19 protein-coding genes are annotated in these 20208 nt (G+C 69.6%); 11 read left to right on the top strand and 8 right to left on the bottom strand.

Annotated elements, in window-relative coordinates:
• The 6 genes from EOD42_RS18990 (at position 1) to serA (ending at position 5232) form a co-directional block, all read left to right on the top strand.
• Complete coding sequence (locus EOD42_RS18990; RefSeq protein ID WP_127789152.1) at positions 1–447, top strand: molybdenum cofactor biosynthesis protein MoaE; 447 nt, start codon at positions 1–3, stop codon at positions 445–447.
• Complete coding sequence (locus EOD42_RS18995; protein WP_240655212.1) at positions 444–1757, top strand: hypothetical protein; 1314 nt, start codon at positions 444–446, stop codon at positions 1755–1757. Before EOD42_RS18990 ends, EOD42_RS18995 begins: the two co-directional genes overlap by 4 nt.
• Before the next feature lie 31 nt (positions 1758–1788).
• Positions 1789–2628 carry a shikimate dehydrogenase gene (locus EOD42_RS19000; protein ID WP_127789153.1) on the top strand — a complete coding sequence of 280 codons (840 nt, stop codon included), beginning with the start codon at positions 1789–1791 and terminating at the stop codon, positions 2626–2628.
• 10 nt (positions 2629–2638) lie between these two features.
• Positions 2639–3238, top strand: a complete 600-nt coding sequence (gene coaE / locus EOD42_RS19005; protein ID WP_127789154.1) for a dephospho-CoA kinase — start codon at positions 2639–2641, stop codon at positions 3236–3238.
• Positions 3235–3915 (top strand): DNA polymerase III subunit epsilon, encoded by a 681-nt coding sequence (dnaQ, locus tag EOD42_RS19010; protein WP_127789155.1) that lies wholly within the window; start codon positions 3235–3237, stop codon positions 3913–3915. The genes coaE and dnaQ overlap by 4 nt, the downstream gene beginning before the upstream one ends.
• Positions 3916–3990: 75 nt before the next feature.
• The gene (serA, locus tag EOD42_RS19015) at positions 3991–5232 is read left to right on the top strand and encodes a phosphoglycerate dehydrogenase (RefSeq protein WP_127789156.1); all 1242 of its coding nucleotides are present in this window, start codon (positions 3991–3993) and stop codon (positions 5230–5232) included.
• Between the two features lie 178 nt (positions 5233–5410).
• Here the strand turns inward: serA and EOD42_RS19020 are convergent, their stop codons facing one another.
• The gene (locus EOD42_RS19020; protein ID WP_127789157.1) at positions 5411–7480 is read right to left on the bottom strand and encodes a tetratricopeptide repeat protein; all 2070 of its coding nucleotides are present in this window, start codon (positions 7478–7480) and stop codon (positions 5411–5413) included.
• A gap of 54 nt (positions 7481–7534) precedes the next feature.
• Positions 7535–8680, bottom strand: a complete 1146-nt coding sequence (locus EOD42_RS19025; RefSeq protein ID WP_240655217.1) for a cytochrome P450 — start codon at positions 8678–8680, stop codon at positions 7535–7537.
• Between EOD42_RS19025 and EOD42_RS19030 the strand changes: the two genes are divergently transcribed.
• Positions 8679–9581 (top strand): NAD(P)-dependent oxidoreductase, encoded by a 903-nt coding sequence (locus EOD42_RS19030; protein ID WP_127789159.1) that lies wholly within the window; start codon positions 8679–8681, stop codon positions 9579–9581. The genes EOD42_RS19025 and EOD42_RS19030 overlap by 2 nt on opposite strands.
• Here EOD42_RS19030 and EOD42_RS19035 read toward each other — a convergent pair.
• The 6 genes from EOD42_RS19035 to EOD42_RS19060 all read right to left on the bottom strand — a co-directional run bounded on the left by EOD42_RS19035 (position 9578) and on the right by EOD42_RS19060 (position 17571).
• On the bottom strand, positions 9578–10924 hold the full coding sequence (locus EOD42_RS19035; RefSeq protein ID WP_127789160.1) for a globin-coupled sensor protein: 1347 nt from the start codon (positions 10922–10924) through the stop codon (positions 9578–9580). The genes EOD42_RS19030 and EOD42_RS19035 overlap by 4 nt on opposite strands.
• A gap of 94 nt (positions 10925–11018) precedes the next feature.
• Positions 11019–13271 (bottom strand): xanthine dehydrogenase family protein molybdopterin-binding subunit, encoded by a 2253-nt coding sequence (locus tag EOD42_RS19040; protein WP_127789161.1) that lies wholly within the window; start codon positions 13269–13271, stop codon positions 11019–11021.
• Positions 13247–13747, bottom strand: coding sequence for a (2Fe-2S)-binding protein (locus tag EOD42_RS19045; RefSeq protein WP_127789162.1), 501 nt, complete (start codon positions 13745–13747; stop codon positions 13247–13249). Before EOD42_RS19045 ends, EOD42_RS19040 begins: the two co-directional genes overlap by 25 nt.
• The gene (locus EOD42_RS19050) at positions 13744–16086 is read right to left on the bottom strand and encodes a xanthine dehydrogenase family protein molybdopterin-binding subunit (RefSeq protein ID WP_127789163.1); all 2343 of its coding nucleotides are present in this window, start codon (positions 16084–16086) and stop codon (positions 13744–13746) included. The genes EOD42_RS19045 and EOD42_RS19050 overlap by 4 nt, the downstream gene beginning before the upstream one ends.
• On the bottom strand, positions 16086–16940 hold the full coding sequence (locus EOD42_RS19055) for an FAD binding domain-containing protein (RefSeq protein ID WP_127789164.1): 855 nt from the start codon (positions 16938–16940) through the stop codon (positions 16086–16088). The genes EOD42_RS19050 and EOD42_RS19055 overlap by 1 nt, the downstream gene beginning before the upstream one ends.
• A 67-nt stretch (positions 16941–17007) precedes the next feature.
• Entirely contained in the window at positions 17008–17571 is a 564-nt protein-coding gene (locus EOD42_RS19060; RefSeq protein ID WP_164868021.1) for a helix-turn-helix domain-containing protein, read from the bottom strand.
• A 292-nt stretch (positions 17572–17863) separates the two neighbouring features.
• Here EOD42_RS19060 and EOD42_RS19065 point away from each other — a divergent pair, with 292 nt between their 5' ends.
• Genes EOD42_RS19065 through EOD42_RS19080 form a run of 4 tightly spaced genes read left to right on the top strand, consistent with a single transcriptional unit; the run spans position 17864 to position 20055 of the window.
• Positions 17864–18253, top strand: a complete 390-nt coding sequence (locus EOD42_RS19065; protein ID WP_127789166.1) for a cupin domain-containing protein — start codon at positions 17864–17866, stop codon at positions 18251–18253.
• A 2-nt stretch (positions 18254–18255) separates the two neighbouring features.
• Entirely contained in the window at positions 18256–18636 is a 381-nt protein-coding gene (locus EOD42_RS19070) for a cupin domain-containing protein (protein ID WP_127789167.1), read from the top strand.
• Positions 18637–18640: 4 nt separating this feature from the next.
• Positions 18641–19495, top strand: a complete 855-nt coding sequence (locus EOD42_RS19075; RefSeq protein WP_127789168.1) for a cyclase family protein — start codon at positions 18641–18643, stop codon at positions 19493–19495.
• 2 nt (positions 19496–19497) lie between these two features.
• Positions 19498–20055 (top strand): SRPBCC family protein, encoded by a 558-nt coding sequence (locus EOD42_RS19080; protein ID WP_127789169.1) that lies wholly within the window; start codon positions 19498–19500, stop codon positions 20053–20055.
• Positions 20056–20208 lie beyond the last annotated feature (153 nt).

A 20208-nucleotide genomic window follows, 5' to 3' on the forward strand; every position in this document is an offset into this window, starting at 1 on the left:
ATGCCCACGGTGCGCGTGCAGGAAGCGCCCTTCGATGCCGGCGCCGAGACGGCGGCGCTCTCGGCCGGGCGCACCGATGTGGGGGGCATCGCCAGCTTCATCGGCCTGTGCCGCGCCGATGACGGGCTGCAGGCCCTGGTGCTGGAACATTATCCGGGCATGACGGAGCGCGCGCTGGAAGGCATCGCCGACCAGGCCATGCGGCGCTGGCCGCTGACCGGCTGCACCGTCATCCACCGCTACGGCCGTATCCTGCCGGGCCAGCCCATCGTGCTGGTGCTGGCGGCCAGCCGCCACCGCACGGCGGCGCTGGAGGCCTGCGCCTTCCTGATCGACTGGCTCAAGACCGGCGCGCCCTTCTGGAAAAGCGAGGAATTCGCGGACGGCACCACCCGCTGGGTGGAGGCCAAGGCCGCGGACGACGCGGCCGCCGCCAAGTGGGGGTGATCCTCGGCGCGCTGCTGCTGATCTGGCCGGCGCTGCTCAACGGCTATCCCATCCTGTTCAGCGATACCGGCGCCTTCCTGGCGCAGACCATCGTGCCGCTGATGGTCTGGGACAAACCCTTCTTCTACGGGCCGTTCCTGCATCTGTTCCACTGGCGGATCACCCTGTGGGGGCCGCTGCTGGCGCAGGGGCTGATCGTGTCGCATCTGGTGTGGCTGGTGATGCGCTCGGTATGGCCTGCCGCGCGCTGGTGGGCGCATCCGGCCTTATGCGCCGCGCTGGCGTTGGGCACGTCTCTGCCCTGGGTGGTCAGCCTGCTGATGCCCGACATCTTCGCGTCCGTGCTGGTATTGTGCGTGTTCCTGCTGGGGTTCACGGCCCCGCGCGGCTGGCTGCTGGGCTGGCTGGTGCTGCTGGGCGGCTTCGCGGCGGCCGTGCATCTCTCGCACCTGCCGCTGGCGGGGGGGCTTATCCTGCTCGTCGCGCTGCTGGCCCGTCGCTGGGGCGCGCTGGCGCGGGCGGCCGCGCCTCTGCTGCTGGCGGTGGTGGCCTTGCTGGGCACCAATCTGGTCGGCAACGGGCGCCTGGCGCTTTCGCCCTATGGCAGCGTGTTTGCCCTGGCGCGGCTGGTGGCCGACGGGCCCGCCGCCCGCGTGATCGAGGAAGAATGCGCGGCCGGCCGTACCCTTCACCTGTGCGCCTGGGTCGGCCGCTTCCCGACCGATTCCGACGATTTCCTCTGGAGCGAGGATGGTCCGGTCTGGGCGCAGCGGCAGGACGGCGCACAGCCGGGCGGCCCCATTTCGCTCGCGCCCGAAGCCGGTGAGATCGTGGGGCTTACCCTGCGCCGCCATCCGCTGGAGGTCGCGCGGCTCGCGCTGGGCAATGCCGTGGCGCAGATGGGCAAGACGCGCATCGGTGACGCGCTGGTGCCCGACTGGCTGGACGACACGGTGGGGCTGCGCCTGCGCCAGGGCGATTTCCCGCCGGCCGAGCAGGAGAGGCTGCGCGCCTCGCTGCAGTTCCAGGGGCGGTTGAGCCCGCCCCTGGCCATGCTGCACCCCTGGGTGCTGGTGCTGGCCACGCCCTTCGCGCTGCTGGCCTGGTGGCGTGCGCACCGGTCCGGGGACCGGCTGCGGCTGGGGCTGGTGGTGTGCTGCCTGGCGGCGCTGCTGGGCAACGCCATCGTCACCGGTGCCCTGTCCAAGCCGCATCACCGCTACCAGGCACGGGTCATCTGGCTGCTGCCGCTGGCGGCCGTGCTGGGCTGGCAGCCGCCCAGGCCGGGCAGGGCCGTTCAGCCCGGTTGACCGGGGCGCGCCGTCGCGCTCACTTGCGGGCATGGGACGAATCACAGGCAAGGCCCGCATCGCCGGCGTTTTCGGATGGCCCGTCAGCCATTCCCGCAGCCCGTTGCTGCATAACCACTGGCTGGGCCGCCATGGCATCGACGGCGCCTATATCCCGCTGCCGGCAGCCCCCGAGCGCTTCGAGCAGGCGGTGCGCGGGCTGATGGCCGCGGGCTTCGCCGGGGCCAACGTCACCATCCCGCACAAGGAGGCGGCCTATGCGCTGTGCGACGTGCGCGATGCCGCCGCCGAGCGGGCAGGGGCGGTGAACACGCTGGTGTTCCGGGATGGCCGTATCTTCGGCAGCAACACCGACGGCTATGGCTTCATGGAGAACCTGCGCGCCCATGCCCCGATGTGGCGCCCCGCGAATGGGCCGGCCGTGCTGCTGGGCGCGGGTGGCGCCGCGCGCGCCATCGCCGCCGCCCTGCTGGATTCCGGTGTGCCCGAGCTCGTGCTGGTGAACCGCACCGCCGCCCGCGCCCAGGCCCTGGCCGATGCGCTGGGCGGGCCTGTGCGCGTGGCCACGCAGGCACCGCTCGCCTCCGCTGCCCTGCTGGTGAACACCACCAGCCTGGGCATGACGGGCCAGCCGCCGCTGGAGATCGACCTCTCGCCTTTGCCCGCCCATGCCGTGGTGGCGGATGCGGTCTATGTGCCGCTGGAAACCGCGCTGATCACCGCCGCACGCGCGCGGGGGCTGGCGGTGGTGCCGGGTCTCGGCATGCTGCTGCACCAGGCGCGGCCGGGTTTTCATGCGTGGTTCGGCGTGGATCCGCAGGTGGATGCGGCGCTGGAAGCCGCGGTCGCCGGGGATATTCCGCCGCGATGAAGATCTAACGATGAAGATTCTGGGCCTGACGGGCGGCATCGGCATGGGCAAGTCCACCGCCAGCCGCAGCTTTCGCCGCCGCGGCGTGCGCGTGTTCGACGCGGATGCCGCCGTGCACGAACTGCAGCGCAAGGGCGGCCGGGCCGTTCCGGCCATCGGCGCCGCCTTCCCCGATGCCGTCACCGACGGCGCCGTGAACCGCGAGGCCCTGCGCCGCGCCGTGCTGGGCAAGCCCGAGGCGCTGAAGGTGCTGGAACGCATCATCCACCCCATGGTGCGGCAGGAGCAGCGGCGCTTCCTGGCCCGGGCCCGGCGCGACGCCCAGCGCCTGGTCGTGCTCGACATCCCGCTGCTGTTCGAGACCCGGCGCGGCCATGAATTCGATGCGGTCGTCGTCGTCTCCGCCCCGGCCAGCGTCCAGCGCTGGCGCGTGCTGCGCCGCCCTGGCATGACGGAGGAGAGGCTGCGCGCGATTCTCGCCCGCCAGACGCCCGACGCCGAGAAGCGCCGCCGCGCCGATGTGGTGATCGAGACCGGCACCAGCCGCCACAACACCGACCGCGCGATCCGCCGCCTGGTCCGCCGCCTGAAAGGGGAGACGCGCGCATGAGCCGCGAGATCGTGCTGGACACGGAAACCACCGGCATCGAGACCCGCGAGGGCCACCGCGTGATCGAGATCGCGGCGATCGAGCTGTTCAACCTGCTGCCGACCGGCCGCTTCTATCACGTCACGATCAACCCCGAGCGCGACATCCCGGCGGACGCCACCCGCATCCATGGCTTCACCAACGCGGATGTCGAGAAGTCGCCCCTGTTCGCCGCCGTGGTCGATCCCTGGCTGGAATTCATGGGCGATGCGCCCATCATCGCCCACAACGCGCCCTTCGATTTCGGCCATCTGGACGCGGAGCTGAAGCGCCTCGGCCGGCCGCCGCTGAACCCGGCGCTGATGATCGACAGCCTGGCGCTGGCCAAGAAGCGCTTCCCCGGCATGCCCAACAGCCTGGACGCGCTGTGCCGGCGCTTCGACATCGACCTGTCCGAGCGCACGACCCACAACGCGCTGCTGGACGTGAAGCTGCTGGCCAAGGTCTATCTGGAGCTGCGCGGCGGCCGGCAGCCGGGCCTGGTGCTGACCAGCAACGCCTCAGGCGAGGTGCTGGTGACGGAGGAACGCAAGGAACGCTCCCTGCTGCCCATCCTGGTCCCGCCTGAGCGCGAGGAGGCCCACAAAGCCTTCCTGGCCAAGATCAAGGACCCGATCTGGCTGCGCGAGGCCGGCTGACCCCCGCGCCATCCGGGGCAGCCATTCCTTTCCCGGGCTTGCGCGCGCGTCATTCCGGCAGCAAGAGGCAAAGCCATGAGCGAGCTTCTTTCCCTGTCCAAGGACCGCATCCGTATCCTGCTGCTGGAAGGCATCAACGATACGGCCGTCTCCTTTTTCGAGCAGAACGGCTACGCCACCGTCACGCGCCTGAAGAAGGCGCTGGATGGTGAGGAGCTGAAGGAGGCGCTGAAGGGCGTCCATATCCTGGGCATCCGCTCCCGCACCCAGGTCACCGAGGAAGTGCTGGAGGCGGCGGACCGGCTGGTGGCCGTGGGCTGCTTCTGCATCGGCACCAACCAGGTCGACCTGAAGGCGGCGCGTGAGCGCGGCGTGGTGGTCTTCAACGCCCCCTTCTCCAACACCCGTTCGGTGGCGGAGCTGGTGATGGGCGAGGTCATCACCCTGCTGCGCGGCGTGTTCCCGAAATCGGTCGCCGCCCATGCCGGCGTCTGGTCCAAGACGGCGGACGGTTATCATGAGGTGCGCGGCCGCACGCTCGGCATCGTGGGCTATGGCAGCATCGGCAGCCAGCTGTCGGTGCTGGCCGAGGCCTTCGGCATGCGCGTGCTGTTCCACGATACCCAGGCCAAGCTGCCGCACGGCAATGCCAGCCGCTGCACCTCGCTGGATGAGCTGCTGATGTGGTCCGACATCGTGACCATGCATGTGCCGGAGACGCCCGCCACCATGGGCATGATCGGCGCCGACCAGTTCGCGAAGATGCGCCCCGGCGCCATCTTCATCAACAACGCCCGCGGCACGGTGGTGGACCTGCATGCCCTGGCCGATGCGCTCAAGAGCGGCCATCTGGCCGGCGCCGCGGTCGACGTGTTCCCCGAGGAGCCCGCCCGCAACGGCGACCCGTTCGAGACGCCCCTGCAGGGCATCGAGAACGTGATCCTGACGCCGCATATCGGCGGCAGCACCGAGGAAGCCCAGGCCCGCATCGGTGAGGAAGTGGCCGGCAAGCTCGTCGACTACTCGGACACGGGTGCGACCATGGGTGCCGTGAACTTCCCGCAGGTGGCGCTGCCCCCGCAGGCGACCGGCGTGCGCTTCATGCATGTGCACCACAACGTCCCGGGCATCCTGAACGGCATCAACAACGTGTTCGCCAAGCGTGGCCTGAACATCGCCGGCCAGTACCTGCAGACCGACGGCGACGTGGGCTATGTGGTGGTGGATGCGGGTGCCACGCGGGACAGCCAGGCCATCCTGCAGGAACTGCGCGAACTGCCGGGTACGATGCGGGCGAGGCTGCTGTACGAGCGGTGAGGGTGCGCGCCGGGGCTTTGCCCCTGACCACCCCGCCAGGAGATAATATCTCCTGGACCTGATAGAAGTTTGGCGCCTCTGCTGAATAAGCGGGGCGCCAGTTTCATTATAATAATCAATGCTATCAGGGTTTTGTGCCAACTTCCCGGGGTCCAGGGGCAGAGCCCCTGGTGGGGGCTTACGGGGGTGACGCCCCCGTCAACAGCGCCTCCAGCGCCCAATCCTCCAACCCGACCAGCGCCGCGCCCCCGCCCCTCAGCCACGCCACGAAGCGCGCCACATCCTCGGGCTTCGCCAGGTCATAGCCGCTGCGCAGCATGGGCGTGGTGTCCCAGATGTGGTGCAGCAGCCTGGGCACGCCTTCGGTGGGCTTGCGCATCACGGCCTCGAACATCGCGAAGGGGTCCTCGCGCCAGCCGGTATAGCGTTCCAGGTGCAGCCGCCGGGCCATGGCCGGAATGCGCGCGCCGCTGGCGAAATGCCCGAAGGCATAGCCATGGCCGCGCCAATCCTCCTGCGCATGGCGCGCCATCAGCGCGGCATAGCGGTCGGTCAGGGCCCTGAGCGCCTCGTCGCGGATCGGCGCGAACAGGCCCGTGTGGCGCGACAGCCGGTCCGGCACCTGCGGGTCATAGCCCGAGAAATGGAACAGCTGCAGCGCCTGGCCGTCCACCTGCCAGAAATCGCCGTGCCGGGTCAGGCTGTGCTCGGACAGGTTCCAGTAGGCCAGGTTGAGGCCCGGGTGGCGCTCCACATGCAGCGCGCCGGTGAAGCCCGGCATCAGGTCCATGAACTTCTGGTCCACGAACAGCCCTTCCTCGGGCATGGCCAGGCAGTTCAGCAGCAGATGGTCGGCCCACCAGTCCAGCAGGGCCAATGCCTCCGGCCGTGACGACGCGCCGATGAAGCCCAGGTTGAAGGTGCCGGCGCGCATGATGGACAGGTCGGTGGGCGCCATGTGCCCCACGGCGGGGCGGCGCAGATGCGGCGTCAGCACCAGGGCGGCATCGCGCCACAGCCGCTCCGTCACCTCGTCCATGCGGGCCAGGGCCAGCATGTCGGGGTCCAGATACACCGCGCTGGCGAAGCCGCAGCGCCCCAGCAGCAGCCGCAGCAGATAGGGCTTCAGCGCCGTGCAGAATTCCAGGATCGAGTAGCGGAACGCGAAGCCCTGGAAATCCGGGATGCCGAGCTGCCCGGCCAGGATCACCTCCAGCCCCGCGGGCAGGTTCGGCGGCAGCTCTCGCTCGGCCAGGCACAGGATGAAGCGTGCCTCCGGGTGGTGCTCCGCCAGGCTGTCGCGCAGCGCCAGCACCTGCGCCATGTAGTTGGCCGAGGCGATGGTGCAGAAGGCCAGCGCACCTGTCTGGGCCGGGCGCAGCGGCAGGTCGGATTCGGCCGGCGAGCGCGCCTTGAGCAGCGCCGCCACCTGGCCATCGGCGGCATAGGCCCGGATCTCGCGCACCGCATCGCCATGGCCGGGGGCGAGTTCCAGCGCCGCGCCATAGCTGGCCAGGGCTTCCTCGTGCCGGCCTTGGCGCTTCAGCGCGTGGCCCAGCTGCAGGCGGGCCTCGGCCATGCGCGGCGCCAGGGCCACGGCCTCGCGATAGGCGGCCTCGGCGGCGGGCAGGTCGCCGGCTTCCTTCTCGGCATGGCCGCGCTGGATCCAGAGGTCGGCATCCTGCGGCACCAGGGCCAGATACCGGGCATAGAAGGATGCGGCCTCGGCCCAGCGGCGGGCATCGCGCGCGGCATCGGCGGCGGCGATCAGGCGCGCGCCCTCGGAACCCCGCCGGGGCGGCAGGCGTCGGCCCTCGGCGATCAGCGCCTTCATGCGCTCGGCCTCATCGGCCGCGTCCTCCAGCCCCGGATCGGCGGCGCGCGCGGCCTCATAGGCGGCCAGCGAGCCCTCGGCATCGCCCATCAGCTTGCGCAGATGACCGAGGTTCAGGTGCAGGTCGGCGTCGCGCGGGGTCAGCTCCAGCGCCATGCCATAGCTGACGGCGGCGGCATCCAGGTCGCCGCTTTCCTTCTCGCAATGGCCGCGCTGCACCCAGATGGCGGCATCGCGCGGGTGGTCGGCCAGATGCACGGCATAGAAGGCGGCGGCATCCGCCCAGGCGCGATCCTGGCGCGCCTGTTGCGCGGCCTCCAGCGGCGGCAGGTCAGGCCGCACGGGCTGTGCCGGCGCGGGCGCTTCGGCCGGGCGGCGCATGCGCGCGAAGATGGCGGTCCAGGCTCGGTCCAATGGGGTTTCCCTTCCTGTCACCAGCGTAATGGAAGGGCGCCCGGGCCGGAAGGCTCACGCCGGCCGCAGCGGCAGGGCGGTGAGGGAGCGGAAAGTCGGCGAATGCGCCCATTGCAGGGGGCCGTCCGGCAGTTTCGCCTGTTCCAGCAAGGGCAGCACCACCGGCAGGAAGTGCCCGGCGATGCTGCGCGCCAGCGCCGCACCCGCGCAGAAGTGAATGCCGTGCCCCAGCGCCATGTGCCGGCCGGGCTTGCGGGTGATGTCGAATTCCTCGGGCCGGTCGAAAGCGCGCTCATCGCGGTTGGCGCTGCCATAGAGCAGCATGATCTTGCTGCCGGCAGGCATGGTCACGCCGTGCATCTCGGTATCCTCCAGCAGCAGGCGTGCGAAACGCTGGGCCGGGGTCTCGTAGCGCAGCGCCTCCTCGATGGCCTGGGGCAGCAGGGCAGGGGCCTCCCGCAGCAGCCGGGCCTGGGCGGGGTTGCGCATGAATGCCAGGCAGGCATTGGCCAGGAAGCTCGACGTGCTCTCGAACCCCGCGCCGAACACCGCGCGCGCCATCCAGACCGTGCTTTCCGGCTCCAGATCCATGGCCAGCAGGGCGCTGATCATGTCCTCGCCGGGGTTGTCGCGGCGCTTCTCGACCTGGGCTGCGGTCAGGCGGAACATCTCGGCCTGGGCGGCCTCGCCTTCGGGCGTGCGGGCGCGCGTCACGGGGTCCCGGAACAGGGAGATGTCGAGCAGGCGCTTGAACTCCGCGAGGTCCGCCCCCTCCAGCCCCAGCAACTGCGCCATGATGGCGCCCGAGAGCGGGGAGGTGACATCCCGCACCAGGTCGAAGGGCGCTTGGCGGCCGTGCAGCAGGCGGGCCACCGTCTCGGCGATGAAGGCTTCCTCCTTCGCGACCTGGCGGCGGTTGAAGGCCTCGTTCACCAGGCCGCGCAATTCGCCATGGCGCGGCGGGTCCACGCTGCCCACCGTGCGGCCCAGCTTGGCGCGGCTGTCGTCGATCACGTTGCCGCCGGTGTTGGAAAAGCGCGGAACACTGTGCAGTGCGCTGAAAACATCGGCATGCCGGGACAGCACGAAGCATTTCGCCCCCTCGGACCAGTAGACCGGGTGGCTATCCCGCAGCACCCGATAGAAGGGATAAGGGTCCGCGTGGACGGCGAAATCGAAGGGGTCGAAGCTGAACGACATGGCGGACAAGCGTAACGGTATCATGGTGCTGGCAACCAGCGAGGAGACGCGGCGGATCGCGGCCTCCCTGCGGGAGATGGGCGATTATCCGGTCTGGCTGCACGGGGATGAGGCACCGCTGGAGGATGTCTCCTGCCTGGTCGCCTTCCGGCCCCAGGCGGGGCTGATGAGCAGCCTGCCGAACCTGACCCTGGTGCACGGCACCGGCGCCGGGGTGGACGGCATCCTGATGGCGCCCGACCTGCCGGACGTGCCGATCGGCCGCGTGATCGCCGAGGAAGTCTCCAAGCCCATGACGCATCACGTGCTGCATGCCGTGCTGCGCCACCTGCGCCAGGGCGAGGCCTTCGCGGCGCTTCAGCGCAAGAGTGAATGGAACCGGCTGCTGACGCGCGACTACGCGACCTTCCCGGTGGCGGTGCTGGGCACCGGCGCGCTGGGCGGGGCGGTGATCGAGGCGTTGAACTTCCTGGGCATTCCCGCGCGCGGCTGGTCCCGTTCGTCGGGCACCACGCTGGAGGAAGTGCTGACCGGCGCGATGGCCGTGGTCATCCTGTTGCCCGCCACCCCGGCGACCAAGGGCGTGCTGGGCACGCGGGAGCTGGCGCTGCTGGCCGACGACGCGGCCGTGATCTCGGTCGGCCGCGGCGGCCAGGTGGAGGAGGAGGCCCTGCTGGCCGAGCTCGATGCCGGGCGGCTGTCTGCCTATCTGGACGTGTTCGCGAAGGAGCCGCTGCCGGCCGACAGCCGCTTCTGGCAGCATCCCCGCGTGGTGCTGACGCCGCATATCGCGGCCGCCCCCAGCGCGCCGGCCGTGGCGCGCTGCGTGCTGGAAAGCATGGAGCGGGTGGCGCGGGGCGAGCCGCCGGTCTTCGCGGTGGATCGCGCGAAGGGCTACTAGGCCGCCCTGACCTCCGCCAGGAACTCGCCCACCGAGGCCTGAAGCGCCGCGCTGTGTCCCGACAGCGCGGTGGCCGCGTCGCGCACCGTATCGGCGGCCTCTGCCGCGCCCTGGGCCGTGCCGCTCAGCGCGTTCATGTCGGCCACCACGCGGCTGGTGCCCTGGGCCACCTGCTCGGCGCTGCGCGCGATCTCCTGGGTGGCGGCGCGCTGCTGCTCCACCGCGGCCGCGATGGCGCCCGACGCCTCGCCCACCTCATGCACGATGTCGCCCAGGCTGCGGATGGCGTCGATGGTGGCCTGGGTGGCATCGCGGATGGCCGAGACCTGGCTCACGATGTCCTCGGTCGCGCGGCCGGTCTGGGTGGCCAGCTGCTTCACCTCGCTGGCGACGACCGCGAAGCCCTTGCCGGCCTCTCCGGCGCGGGCGGCCTCGATGGTGGCGTTGAGCGCGAGCAGGTTGGTCTGGCCCGCGATGTCCGTGATCATCCGCACCACGTCACCGATCCGCCCGGCGCGCTCGGACAGGGTGCTGATCGCGCCGTCGGTCTGCGCCGCCGTATCGCTGGCGCGGCGGGCCACATCGGCGGTGCGCGCCACCTGGGCCGTGATCTCGCTGATGGAGGCCAGGAGCTCCTGCACGGCGGAGGCCACGCTGTTCACATTCTCCGCCGCCTCGGCCGAGGTGCGGGCGGCACTTTCGGTGCCGCCGCGGGTGGTGGCCACCACCCCGGCCATGGTGCCGGCCTGCTGGTGGACGGAGCCCGCCGTCTCGACCAGCGCGCCCACCACCCCCTGCACCTTGCCCTCGAAGCTGGCGGTGAGTTCCGTCAGGCGCCGGTCGTAGCTGGCCTTGTTCTCGTCGAGGTAGGTGGAGATGGCGATGTCCATGTCGAGCATGATCGCCTGGTTCAGCGCCCGCATCAGCCGGGCGGTGCGGTCCTGCGCCGCGCCAGGGTTCAGCCGGCTGGAATAGAGGCGCGTCGCGACATCGTACAACGCCGAGGCGACCTTGCCGTAGCCCCCGATATACCAGCGCGGGTCCAGGCCGATGCGGCTGTGCGTGGCCCCGATACGCCGGACGGAGGTGTAGTAGGCCTCGTCGAAATTGCCCGAGAACAGCCGCGCCCAATGCTGCTTCTGATGATCCTTCGCGTGGTTCATCATCGCGGGGTTCTTGAAGTAGGCGCTGAGGACCGGGTGCTTGGCCACATCGGCGTAGAAGGCATCGAGGATGCCGTCGATGTGGCGCGCCAGCACGGGCTGGAAGGCCCGCAGCGTGGCACTCGTCTCCTGGTCAATGCCGAGGCCGTAGAGGCGCTCCTGAAGCGAGTTCTGGCTCATCGGGATCACCTTTTTGTTCCAAGGCGGAAATGAACCCGTGTTGGTTAATCAGCGGTGGACGGCGCCAGAAAAAATCCGCGCCGCCTGATCCGCATCAACTTCCAGATGCTTGCTGGAGCATGGAGCGCAGCCGCGCGGGCGTGACCGGCAATTGCGCGATATTGATTCGATATTGAATCGCATTCTCAATGGCCGATGCAATAGCCGCGCCGGCCGCCGTGATGCCGCCCTCGCCCGCGCCCTTCACGCCCAGCGGGTTGATCGGGCTCGGCGCGTCCTCCAGCACCAGGGATTCGACCATCGGCACCTCATTCAGCGTGGGCATCAGGTAGTCGGCGAAGCTGGCCGATAGGGGCTGCCCGTCCTCACTGTAGATGAACTCCTCGAACAGGGCCCCGCCGATGCCCTGGGCCGCGCCGCCATGAATCTGGCCTTCGACCAGCATGGGGTTCACGGAGCGGCCGACGTCAAACGCCACGACGAAGCGTTCGACCACCATGCCGAAGGTCTCGGCATCCACCCGCACCACGGCCAGGTGCACGCCGTAGGGATAGGTCATGTGGTCGGTGGTGAAGCTGGCTTCCGCCGTCAGGGCGGGGGTGCCGTCATCCGCTGCGCAGGCGGCCGCGAGCTCACCGAGCGGGATGCCGCAACCATCCAGCGTGATCGAAGCCCGATCGCCCTGCAGCAGCTGCGCGGCCTTGGCCAGCAGGCGTTCCTTCAGCTTCTCGGCGGCCATGGTCACGGCCGCCCCCGTCATCACCGTGACGCGGGAGGCGAATGCCCCCATGCCGCGCGCGATGCGGTCGGTCTGCCCATGCACCACCGTGCAGTCCGTATGCGCGACGCCGAGGACGGAGGCCGCGACCTGCGCCATCACCGTCTCGACCCCCTGGCCGACCGAGGCCGCACCCGTGACGATCTCCACCGCGCCGGTGGCGGCGATGGTGATGATCACGTCGTCAAACGGGCCGAGGCCGCTTTTCTCGACGAAATAGGCGAGGCCGAGCCCGACCTTCTCACCCGCCGCGCGGCGGGCCGCGAGTGTCGCTTCGAGGGCCGGCAGATCCACCCCGGCTTCGAGCTTCGCGAGCAGCCCGGCGAAATCGGCGCTGTCGTACACCACCTCGGTGCCCAGCGCGTCCAGCCCGCGCCTGAACGGGATCTGCTCGGCCGGGATCAGGTTGCGGCGGCGGATCTCGACCCGGTCGAGCCCGAGCCGGTCCGCCACGTGGTCCATCAGCCTTTCGCGCACGAAGGTGCCTTCATAGCGCCCGGGCGCGCGATAGGTGCCGGCCGGGGTCTTGTTCGTCAGGCGGATATGGCCGGTGGCCGCGAAGGCCGGCACGCGGTAGGGGCCGGGCAGCATCCCCGCCGTCAGGTCCGTGACGGTCGAGGCATGGGTGCGCACATAGCCGCCCTGATCGACGAAGAACTCATCCTCGATGCCGAGCACCACGCCGTTCGCGTCCACCGCCGCGCGCAGCCGGTGCAGCTGATCGCGGGAGTGGTTGGCCGCCAGCAAGTGTTCCTTGCGGTCCTCGATCCATTTCACCGGGCGCTTCAACCGAAGCGCCGCAAGGCAGGCCAGCACATCTTCCGGGTACACCTCGCCCCGGATGCCGAAGCCGCCGCCGACATGGCCTTCGAACAGGTGGAACTGTTCGGGCGGCAGGGACAGCATCTTGGCGATGGCCAGCCGGTTCGCATGCGGTACCTTGGACGCGCCGTGCATTTCCAGCCGGTTCAGATCGGCGTTCCAATAGCCGATGGCCCCGCGCGTCTCCATCGGCACGCCGGTGTGCCGGCCGACACCCAGTTCCAGCTCGAACACATGGGCGGCGGCGGCGAAGGCGGCCGGCAGGTCGCCGTAGGATTTGCGCACCACCCCGGCTTCCGTCGTCAGGCCCGGGGCGAACTCTCCAGGGCTCTGCACGGCGGTCATCACCGGGTCCAGCTCCTCGATATCGGCGAAGACCAGCTCCGCCGCGTCCTCGGCGGCGTAGGGGCTGTCGGCGATGACGATGGCCACCGGTTCGCCGACGTAGCGCACCATCCCCTGGGCCAGGATGGGCTGGCGATAGTCACCCAGGCCCGGGATGCGCATCTGCCGGAAGTCGATGGGCGGGATCTCCGCCACATCGGCCCCGGTCCAGACCGCGACCACGCCGGGGCTGTCCAGCGCGTCGGCCGTGTCGATCTCCAGGATGCGGCCATGGGCGATGGGCGAGCGCACCACCCGCATGTGCAGCTCACCGGGGAAGCGGATATCGGCGGCGAAGCGACCCTGGCCGCGCAGCAGCGGCGGGTCTTCCAGCCGCGTTACGCTGCGGCCGATTCCGCCCATTTGCCCATCTCCTTCGCGGCGGCCGTCACGGCGCGCACGATGTTGGTGTAGCCCGTGCAGCGGCACAGGTTGGAGGACAGGACATGGCGCAGCCGTTCCTCCGTGACGGGTTCGGGCTGTTCCAGCATCCAGGTCGCCAGCATCAGGAAACCCGGCGTGCAGAAGCCGCATTGCAGCCCGTGCTTCTCCCAGAAGGCGCGCTGCAGCGGGCTGAGCGTGTCGCCGTCGGCCAGCCCTTCGACGGTGCGGATTTCCGCCCCTTCGGCCTGGATGCCGAACATCAGGCAGGAACGCACGGGCGCGCCGTTCACGATGATGGTGCAGGCCCCGCACACCCCGTGCTCGCAGCCCAGATGGGTACCGGTGAGGTGCAACTCCTCCCGCAGCATGTCGGCCAGCGACATGCGGGGCACCACATCGGCCTCGACCTTCTGGCCGTTCACGGTGCAGCACACCGTGACTTTCGGCTCGCTCATGGGGATGTCTCCTGGGCTGCGCGGATCGCGGCGCGCACGCGCTGCGGGGTCGCGGGCATTTCGAACAGCTGCACGCCGAAGGGTTGCAGCGCGTCGCAGATGGCGTTGATGACGGCGGCGGGGGCCGCGATGGAGCCGCCTTCGCCCACGCCCTTGGCCTGCAGCACCGTGGCGCCGGTCAGGGTCGCGAGGTGATGCACCTCGATATCCGGCACCTCGGCCATGGTGGGGGGGATGAAATCCGCGAAGCTGCCGGTCAGGATATTGCCGTCGGCGTCGTAGATGATTTCTTCCAGCAGCGCGTTGCCGATGCCCTGGGCGACACCGCCCTGCACCTGGCCGTCCACGATCATCGGGTTGATCAGCCGGCCGGCATCCTCGACCACGATGTAGCGCAGGATGCGCGTGTTGCCGGTTTCGGCGTCCACCTCCACCACCGCCACATGGCAGGCGTTGGAGAAGGTGCCCTCCGGGTCGTAGGTCGCGGCCTCGTTCAGGTCGTAGCCGATCTTTTCGCTGATCGGGCCCGCCGAGTGGTAGACGGTGCGCGCGATGGTATCGAGGCTGATGGAAGCCCCGCCGGGGATCAGCGCCATGCCGGCTTCCAGGCGCACCTGGCTTTCCTCACCCTGCAGCAGCACGGCGGCCGCGCGCTTCAGCTTCTGCGCCAGCTTGCCGGCCGCCAGCTTGCTGGCCCCGCCCGCAATCACCAGCGACCGGCTGGCGAAGGTGCCCCAGCCATAGGGCGTGCGGTCGGTGTCGCCATGGATGATACGGATGCGCTGCACATCCACCCCCACTTCCTCGGCGATGATCTGCGCGAGGGTGGTGCGCAGCCCCTGCCCATGCGGGGAGGCACCGATCCGCGCCTCCACCTCGCCCGAGGGGGTCATGCAGATTTCCACCCGCTCATAGCCGGGGGTGATTTCCATGCTGCGCGCGGCGAAGGCGGGGGTGCCGTAGCCCGTGCGCTCGTTGATCACGGAAAACCCGATGCCGAGATAGCGGCCCTGCTCGCGCGCGGCCTGCTGGCGGGCGCGGAAACCGGGGAGGTCCGCGACCTCCACCGCCTTTTCCATGGTCTCCAGGTAGCTTGCCTCATCGAGCACCATGTTGGTCGGCGTGCGATGGGGAAAGACGGTGACGAGGTTGCGGCGGCGGATCTCGATGGGGTCGATGTTCAGCCGCTTCGCCGCGACCTCCATCAGCCGTTCCAGCGCGAAGCTGACCACGGGCCGCGACACGCCGCGATAGGGCGCCATGACGGCGGTGTTGGTGGTGATGCCGCGCGCGTGGGTGCCGTATTCGGCGACCTTGTAGGGCCCGGCGTATTCCGCCAGCGCCATCAGCGGCTCCACCCCGCAGGTGGTCGGGTAGCAGGAGAAGGCGCCGATATTGGCCAATATCTCCACATCCAGGCCGCGCATCACGCCCTGCCCGTCAAAGGCGCCGCGCACGATGTGATGCTGGTCGCGCGAATGGGCGGAGGCGATCAGGTTCTCGCGCCGGTCCTCGATCCAGGCGACCTCGGTGCGGTATTTCCGGGCCAGCCAGACCAGCAGCACATATTCGGGGAACAGCGACATCTTCTGCCCGAAGCCGCCGCCGACATCGGGGGCGACCACGCGCAGATCGGCTTCGGGCATGCCGATGCAATCCGCGATGCCGGTGCGCAGCATATGCGGCATCTGCACCGAGGCATGCAGGCTGACGCGGCCCGATGCCTTGTCGAAGCTGGCGGCACCCCCGCGCGTTTCCATCGGCGAAGCGTTCTGCCGGCGGGAACGGACGTCGATCTCGACGATGGTGCTCTCGGCCAGCACGGCGTCGAGGCCCGGGGTGCGGATGCGCCCCTCCACGATGGTGTTGGTGGGCGCCATGGGGTGGACCACGGGCGCGCCGGGGCCGGCCGCGCTGTCCAGGTCCACCACCGCCTGCTCGGGCTCGATGTCCAGGAACACCGCATCCGCGATGTCCTCGGCCTCGCGCTGGGTGGGGGCGACCACCGCGACCACGGGCTGGCCCACATAGTGCACGCGGTCACGCGGCAGGATGGGCTGCTCGATCGCCACATAGTTGAAGCGGCCGAGGCGCGGGACGATGGGCTTCAGCGCCGCCACGTCCCCGCCCGTGATGACCAGCACGCCGCGCGGCAGGTCGGGCTTCTCGATACCCCTGATGACGCCGGCCGCGACCGGGCTGCGCACGAAGACCACGGCGCGGGAGCCCACGGCGATGTCGGCCACGAAGCGGCCCTCGCCGCGCACCAGGGCGGGGTCTTCCAGGCGGGGGATGTTCCGCCCGATCCAGTTCATCGGCTCGTCAGGCAACCCGGCCATCAGGCGAAGGCCTGCACCAGGGCGCGGCGGATCATCGCCTTCACCAGGTCCTGCCGGTATTCGCCGCTGGCGTGGATGTCGCCGTCGGGGTCGGTCGCGGCGGCCCCCGCCGCGCCGGCCGCGGCGAACAGGGCAGGGGAGGGCGCCTGGCCCAGCAGCGCCGCCACCGCCTCGGGCGAGGTGACGGGGGTGGAGGCGATGCCGCCCAGCCCGACCCGGGCCTCGCGGATCACCCCGCCCTCGACCCGGCAGGCGACGACCGCCATGGCCAGGGCGAAATCCCCGGCGCGGCGGGCGTATTCGGCGAAGCCGCAATGCCAGTCGGGGCCGAACAGCGGCAGGCGGATCTCGGCCAGCAGCTCATCGGGGCGCAGGGCGGTGGTGAAGATGGTCTGGAAGAAGTCGGCGGCGGGGATGCTGCGGCGGCCGGTGGCGGATTCGGCCACCAGCTCGGCCTCCAGGCCCCGCGTCACGCAGCACCATTCGCTGGCCGGGTCGGCGTGGGAGACGCTGCCGCCCCAGCTGCCGCGGCTGCGGATGGGGGTGTGGGCGATGTTGGCCGCCACACGCGCCAGCAGCGTGCCGAGCGGGCCGGCGGTGACGGGCTTCTCGAAGGTCGCGTGGCGGGTGCGGGCGCCGATCACCAGCTGGCCCGCTTCCTCGCGCACGCCGTCGAGGCCGGGGACGGCGTTGATGTCGATGAGGATGGGCGGGCGGGCCAGCCGGAAGTTCATCGCCGGCACCAGGGACTGGCCGCCCGCGATGATCTTCGCCTCCTCCCCGTGTTCCGCCAGCAGGGCCAGGGCCTCGGCGCGGGTCTCGGGGCGGTGATAGGCGAAGGCGGCGGGCTTCATGCTGGCACCTTTAGCGAGGCTTGAGTGATTTGAGTATGATTAAATCATCCGGCCGCGCAAGCCCTGTTCATGCCTTGCGCAGATTGATCCAGAGCGTGCGCACCCGCTTCTTGCCGGTATTGGTGAAGCGGTGCGGGTGGGGCGAGGGGTAGGAGATCAGGTCGCCCGGGTTCAGCACATGGGTGCGGTCGTTCACCACCACCTCCAGGCTGCCGTCCAGCACGACGCCGTATTCATAGCCCTCATGCCCGGCGGGGGTGGGGGCGTTGCTGGTGCCGGGCTCATACTCGTTCAGCGCCACCTCGACCCCGCGCAGGCGGTCCTGCTTCAGGATGCGGCGGCGCACGCCGGGCTCGGTCTCGATCACCTGCTGGCCGTCGGCGCGGGAGACGATGTCCTCCTCCGGCAGGGAGGAACGGTCCAGCAGCTCGCTCATCTGTGCGCCCAGCGCCGAGGCGATGACCACCAGCGTGCCGATCGAGGGGCCCGTCTTGCCGCGTTCCAGCAGCGACAGCATGGAGGGGCTGAGGCCGGTGCGCTCGGCCAGGCTCTGCAGGGTCAGGCCCTTCTCGGTGCGCAGGGCGCGGATGTTCTGCCCGATGGTGGACAGCACGCCGGCCGTCTTTTCCATCACACGCTGTTCGTCCAACTGCTCCACCGCGAACCCCCTGGAACTGGCCCGGCGAGAGGGCCGGGCTTCATGCAGGCTCAAGCGATGGCCTGCCTGGCTTCCATGCCACAGCGGCCCGGAAGTCGCCAGCGTGACGCGATCTTCGCGACTATGCGGAGCGATTTCAATCAAACTAACGCCTTGCTTCAATGAAATTCAAACGATAGGCTTTCAGTGCTACTCAAGCGCCCCCAGGCCCCTGCCGGATGATGATGCCGGTAAGCCGCCCCGATTGGCAAAGGACAGGAATGGCATGACAGGCAAGGCAGATGAGGTGCAGGTGATCACGCTGGATGCGAATTGCCCCGAACTGCCGCTTGTCGAGGCAGGCGGGCGCGCCGTCGCCCTGGTCTGGCCGGGCACGGGCGCCACGCTGCGCTCCATGCACCATTTCGCGCTGGAGGCAGGCGGGCGCACCGTGCAGCAGCGCCACCCCGGCGAGGCGGTCTATTTCGTGAAATCCGGCAGCGGCAGCGTGACCGACCCCGAGGCCGGAACCGACCCGCTCATCACCGGGTCCATGATCCTGGTCGAGCCCGGCACGGCCTATGTCTTCACCGCCGGCGAGGAAGGGATGGAGCTGCTGGGCGGCCCCGCCCCGCATGACCCCGCGCTGTATGCCCATCTGACCAAGGCGGCCTGACCATGGCGATCAAGATCTTCCACCGCGACACCCCCAGCATGCGGCTGCCGCTCATCTCCAAGGATGCGCGTTTCGTGATCTGGCTGGGTGAGGGCGCCGAGACCGCCAACATGAACTACGTGCTCATGGAGCCCGGCGAGCAGAACGTGCCGCACATCCACGCCGAATCCGAGGACACGATCTTCGTCCTCGAAGGCGAGGGCACGGTGCGCGACCACGACCGCGGCACGGAGCTGCCCTTCCGCGCGGGCCAGGCCATCCATGTGCCGGTGGGCCGCAAGCACGCCGTCTATGCCGACAAGGGCGTCAGCACGATCAGCGTCGGCGGGCCCTGCCCCGCCGATAAAGGCCTGCTGCGCGCCGCTGGCATTTTAAAGGATTGATCCGATGAAAATCACCGACCTGACGCATCTGATGAACGTGCACACCCCCGGCTGGGTGGGGTATGCCGAGAACAAGATGTACTACGCGCAGAACCTGCAGACGAAGCGCATCGTCGCCCAGCGCGTGGACATGGCGCTGCATTGCGGCACCCACATCGACGGCGCCATGCACGGCACCGACGGCATGGGTGACATGGCCAGCTACCCGATGGACTTCCTGGTCGGCCCCGGCGCCGTGGTGGATATCAGCCAGCACATGGACGACTGGGCGCTGATCACGCCCGAGATGCTGGAGAGCGCCCCGGTCGAGATCAAGGAAGGCGACATCCTGATCCTGCACACCGGCTGGCATCGGTACTGGGAAGGCCAGCCGCAGCAGGACCTGGTGCGCTACTTCTGCATGCACCCCGGCCCCGGCATGGCCATGCTGGACTGGATGCTGAAGAAGAAGATCAAGTGGTTCGGCATGGACACCGGTTCCTGCGACCACTCCATGAACACCTCCATCCGCTACATGCGCCCCGACCTCGCGGCGCAGTTCGAGAAGAAGGTGGGCATGAGCTGCTCGGAGTATTTCGGCACCTTCGAGTACAAGCACAACAAGTCGGGCCGCATCGTGCGGGACGACGTGTTCCCCTTCCACTCCATCGCCTTCCAGGAAGGGCTGATCCATGCCGAGAACATCGGCGGCGACATCGAGATGATGCTGAACAAGCGCTGCATCATCGGTGCCTTCCCCTGGCGGTATGAGGGGCTGGAAGCCTCGCCCTGCCGCATCCTGTGCATGGAAGACGCGGGCGAGAGCGTGGAGGCCGTGGGCGACGTGGCGAAGGCCATCTTCAACCGCTCCGGCCGCTAGGCATGAAGGTCGAGCAGCGCTTCACCGTCGCGCGGCCGATCGGGGATGTCTGGGCCTTCTTCCACGACATCCCGGCCGTGGCGTCCTGCCTGCCCGGCGCCGAGATGACCGGGGAGAAATCCCCGGGCGTCTATACCGGCAAGGTTTCCCTCAAGCTCGGGCCGTTCGGCGCCAGCTTCGAGGGTGAGGCCGCCGTCGCCTTCGACGAGGCCGCCCGCACCGGCCATGTCGAGGGCAAGGGCGTGGACAAGCGCGGCGGCAGCCGCAGCAAGATGGTGGTGGATTTCGCGCTGACCGAACCCGCCCCCGGCAACACCGAGGTCGCGGTGGATGCCGACGTGACACTCTCGGGCGCCATTGCCCAGTTCGGCCGCACCGGCATCATCCAGGAGACAGCCAACATCCTGGTGGGTGAGTTCGTGCGGAACCTGGAAGCGAAGCTGGCCCCGGCCGAGGCCGCGCCGCCGCCGGCCGCACCCGCGCCGGCCCAGGGCGTCAGCGTGATGCGGCTGGGGTGGATGGTGCTGAAAAGCTGGGTGGCGAGGCTGTTCGGCAGGTGAGGGCGGTGACCGGGGGCATTGCCCCCTGAACCCCCACCAAGGGGCTCTGCCCCTTGGATCCCCGCCAGGACCGTAGCGGCCCTGGACCCCGGGGAGTTGGCATCAAGCCTTTGAAGCATTGATTTTTATAATGAAACTGGCGCCCCACCTGCG

It is taken from the genome of Rhodovarius crocodyli (assembly GCF_004005855.1).
Taxonomy (GTDB): Bacteria; Pseudomonadota; Alphaproteobacteria; order Acetobacterales; family Acetobacteraceae; genus Rhodovarius; species Rhodovarius crocodyli.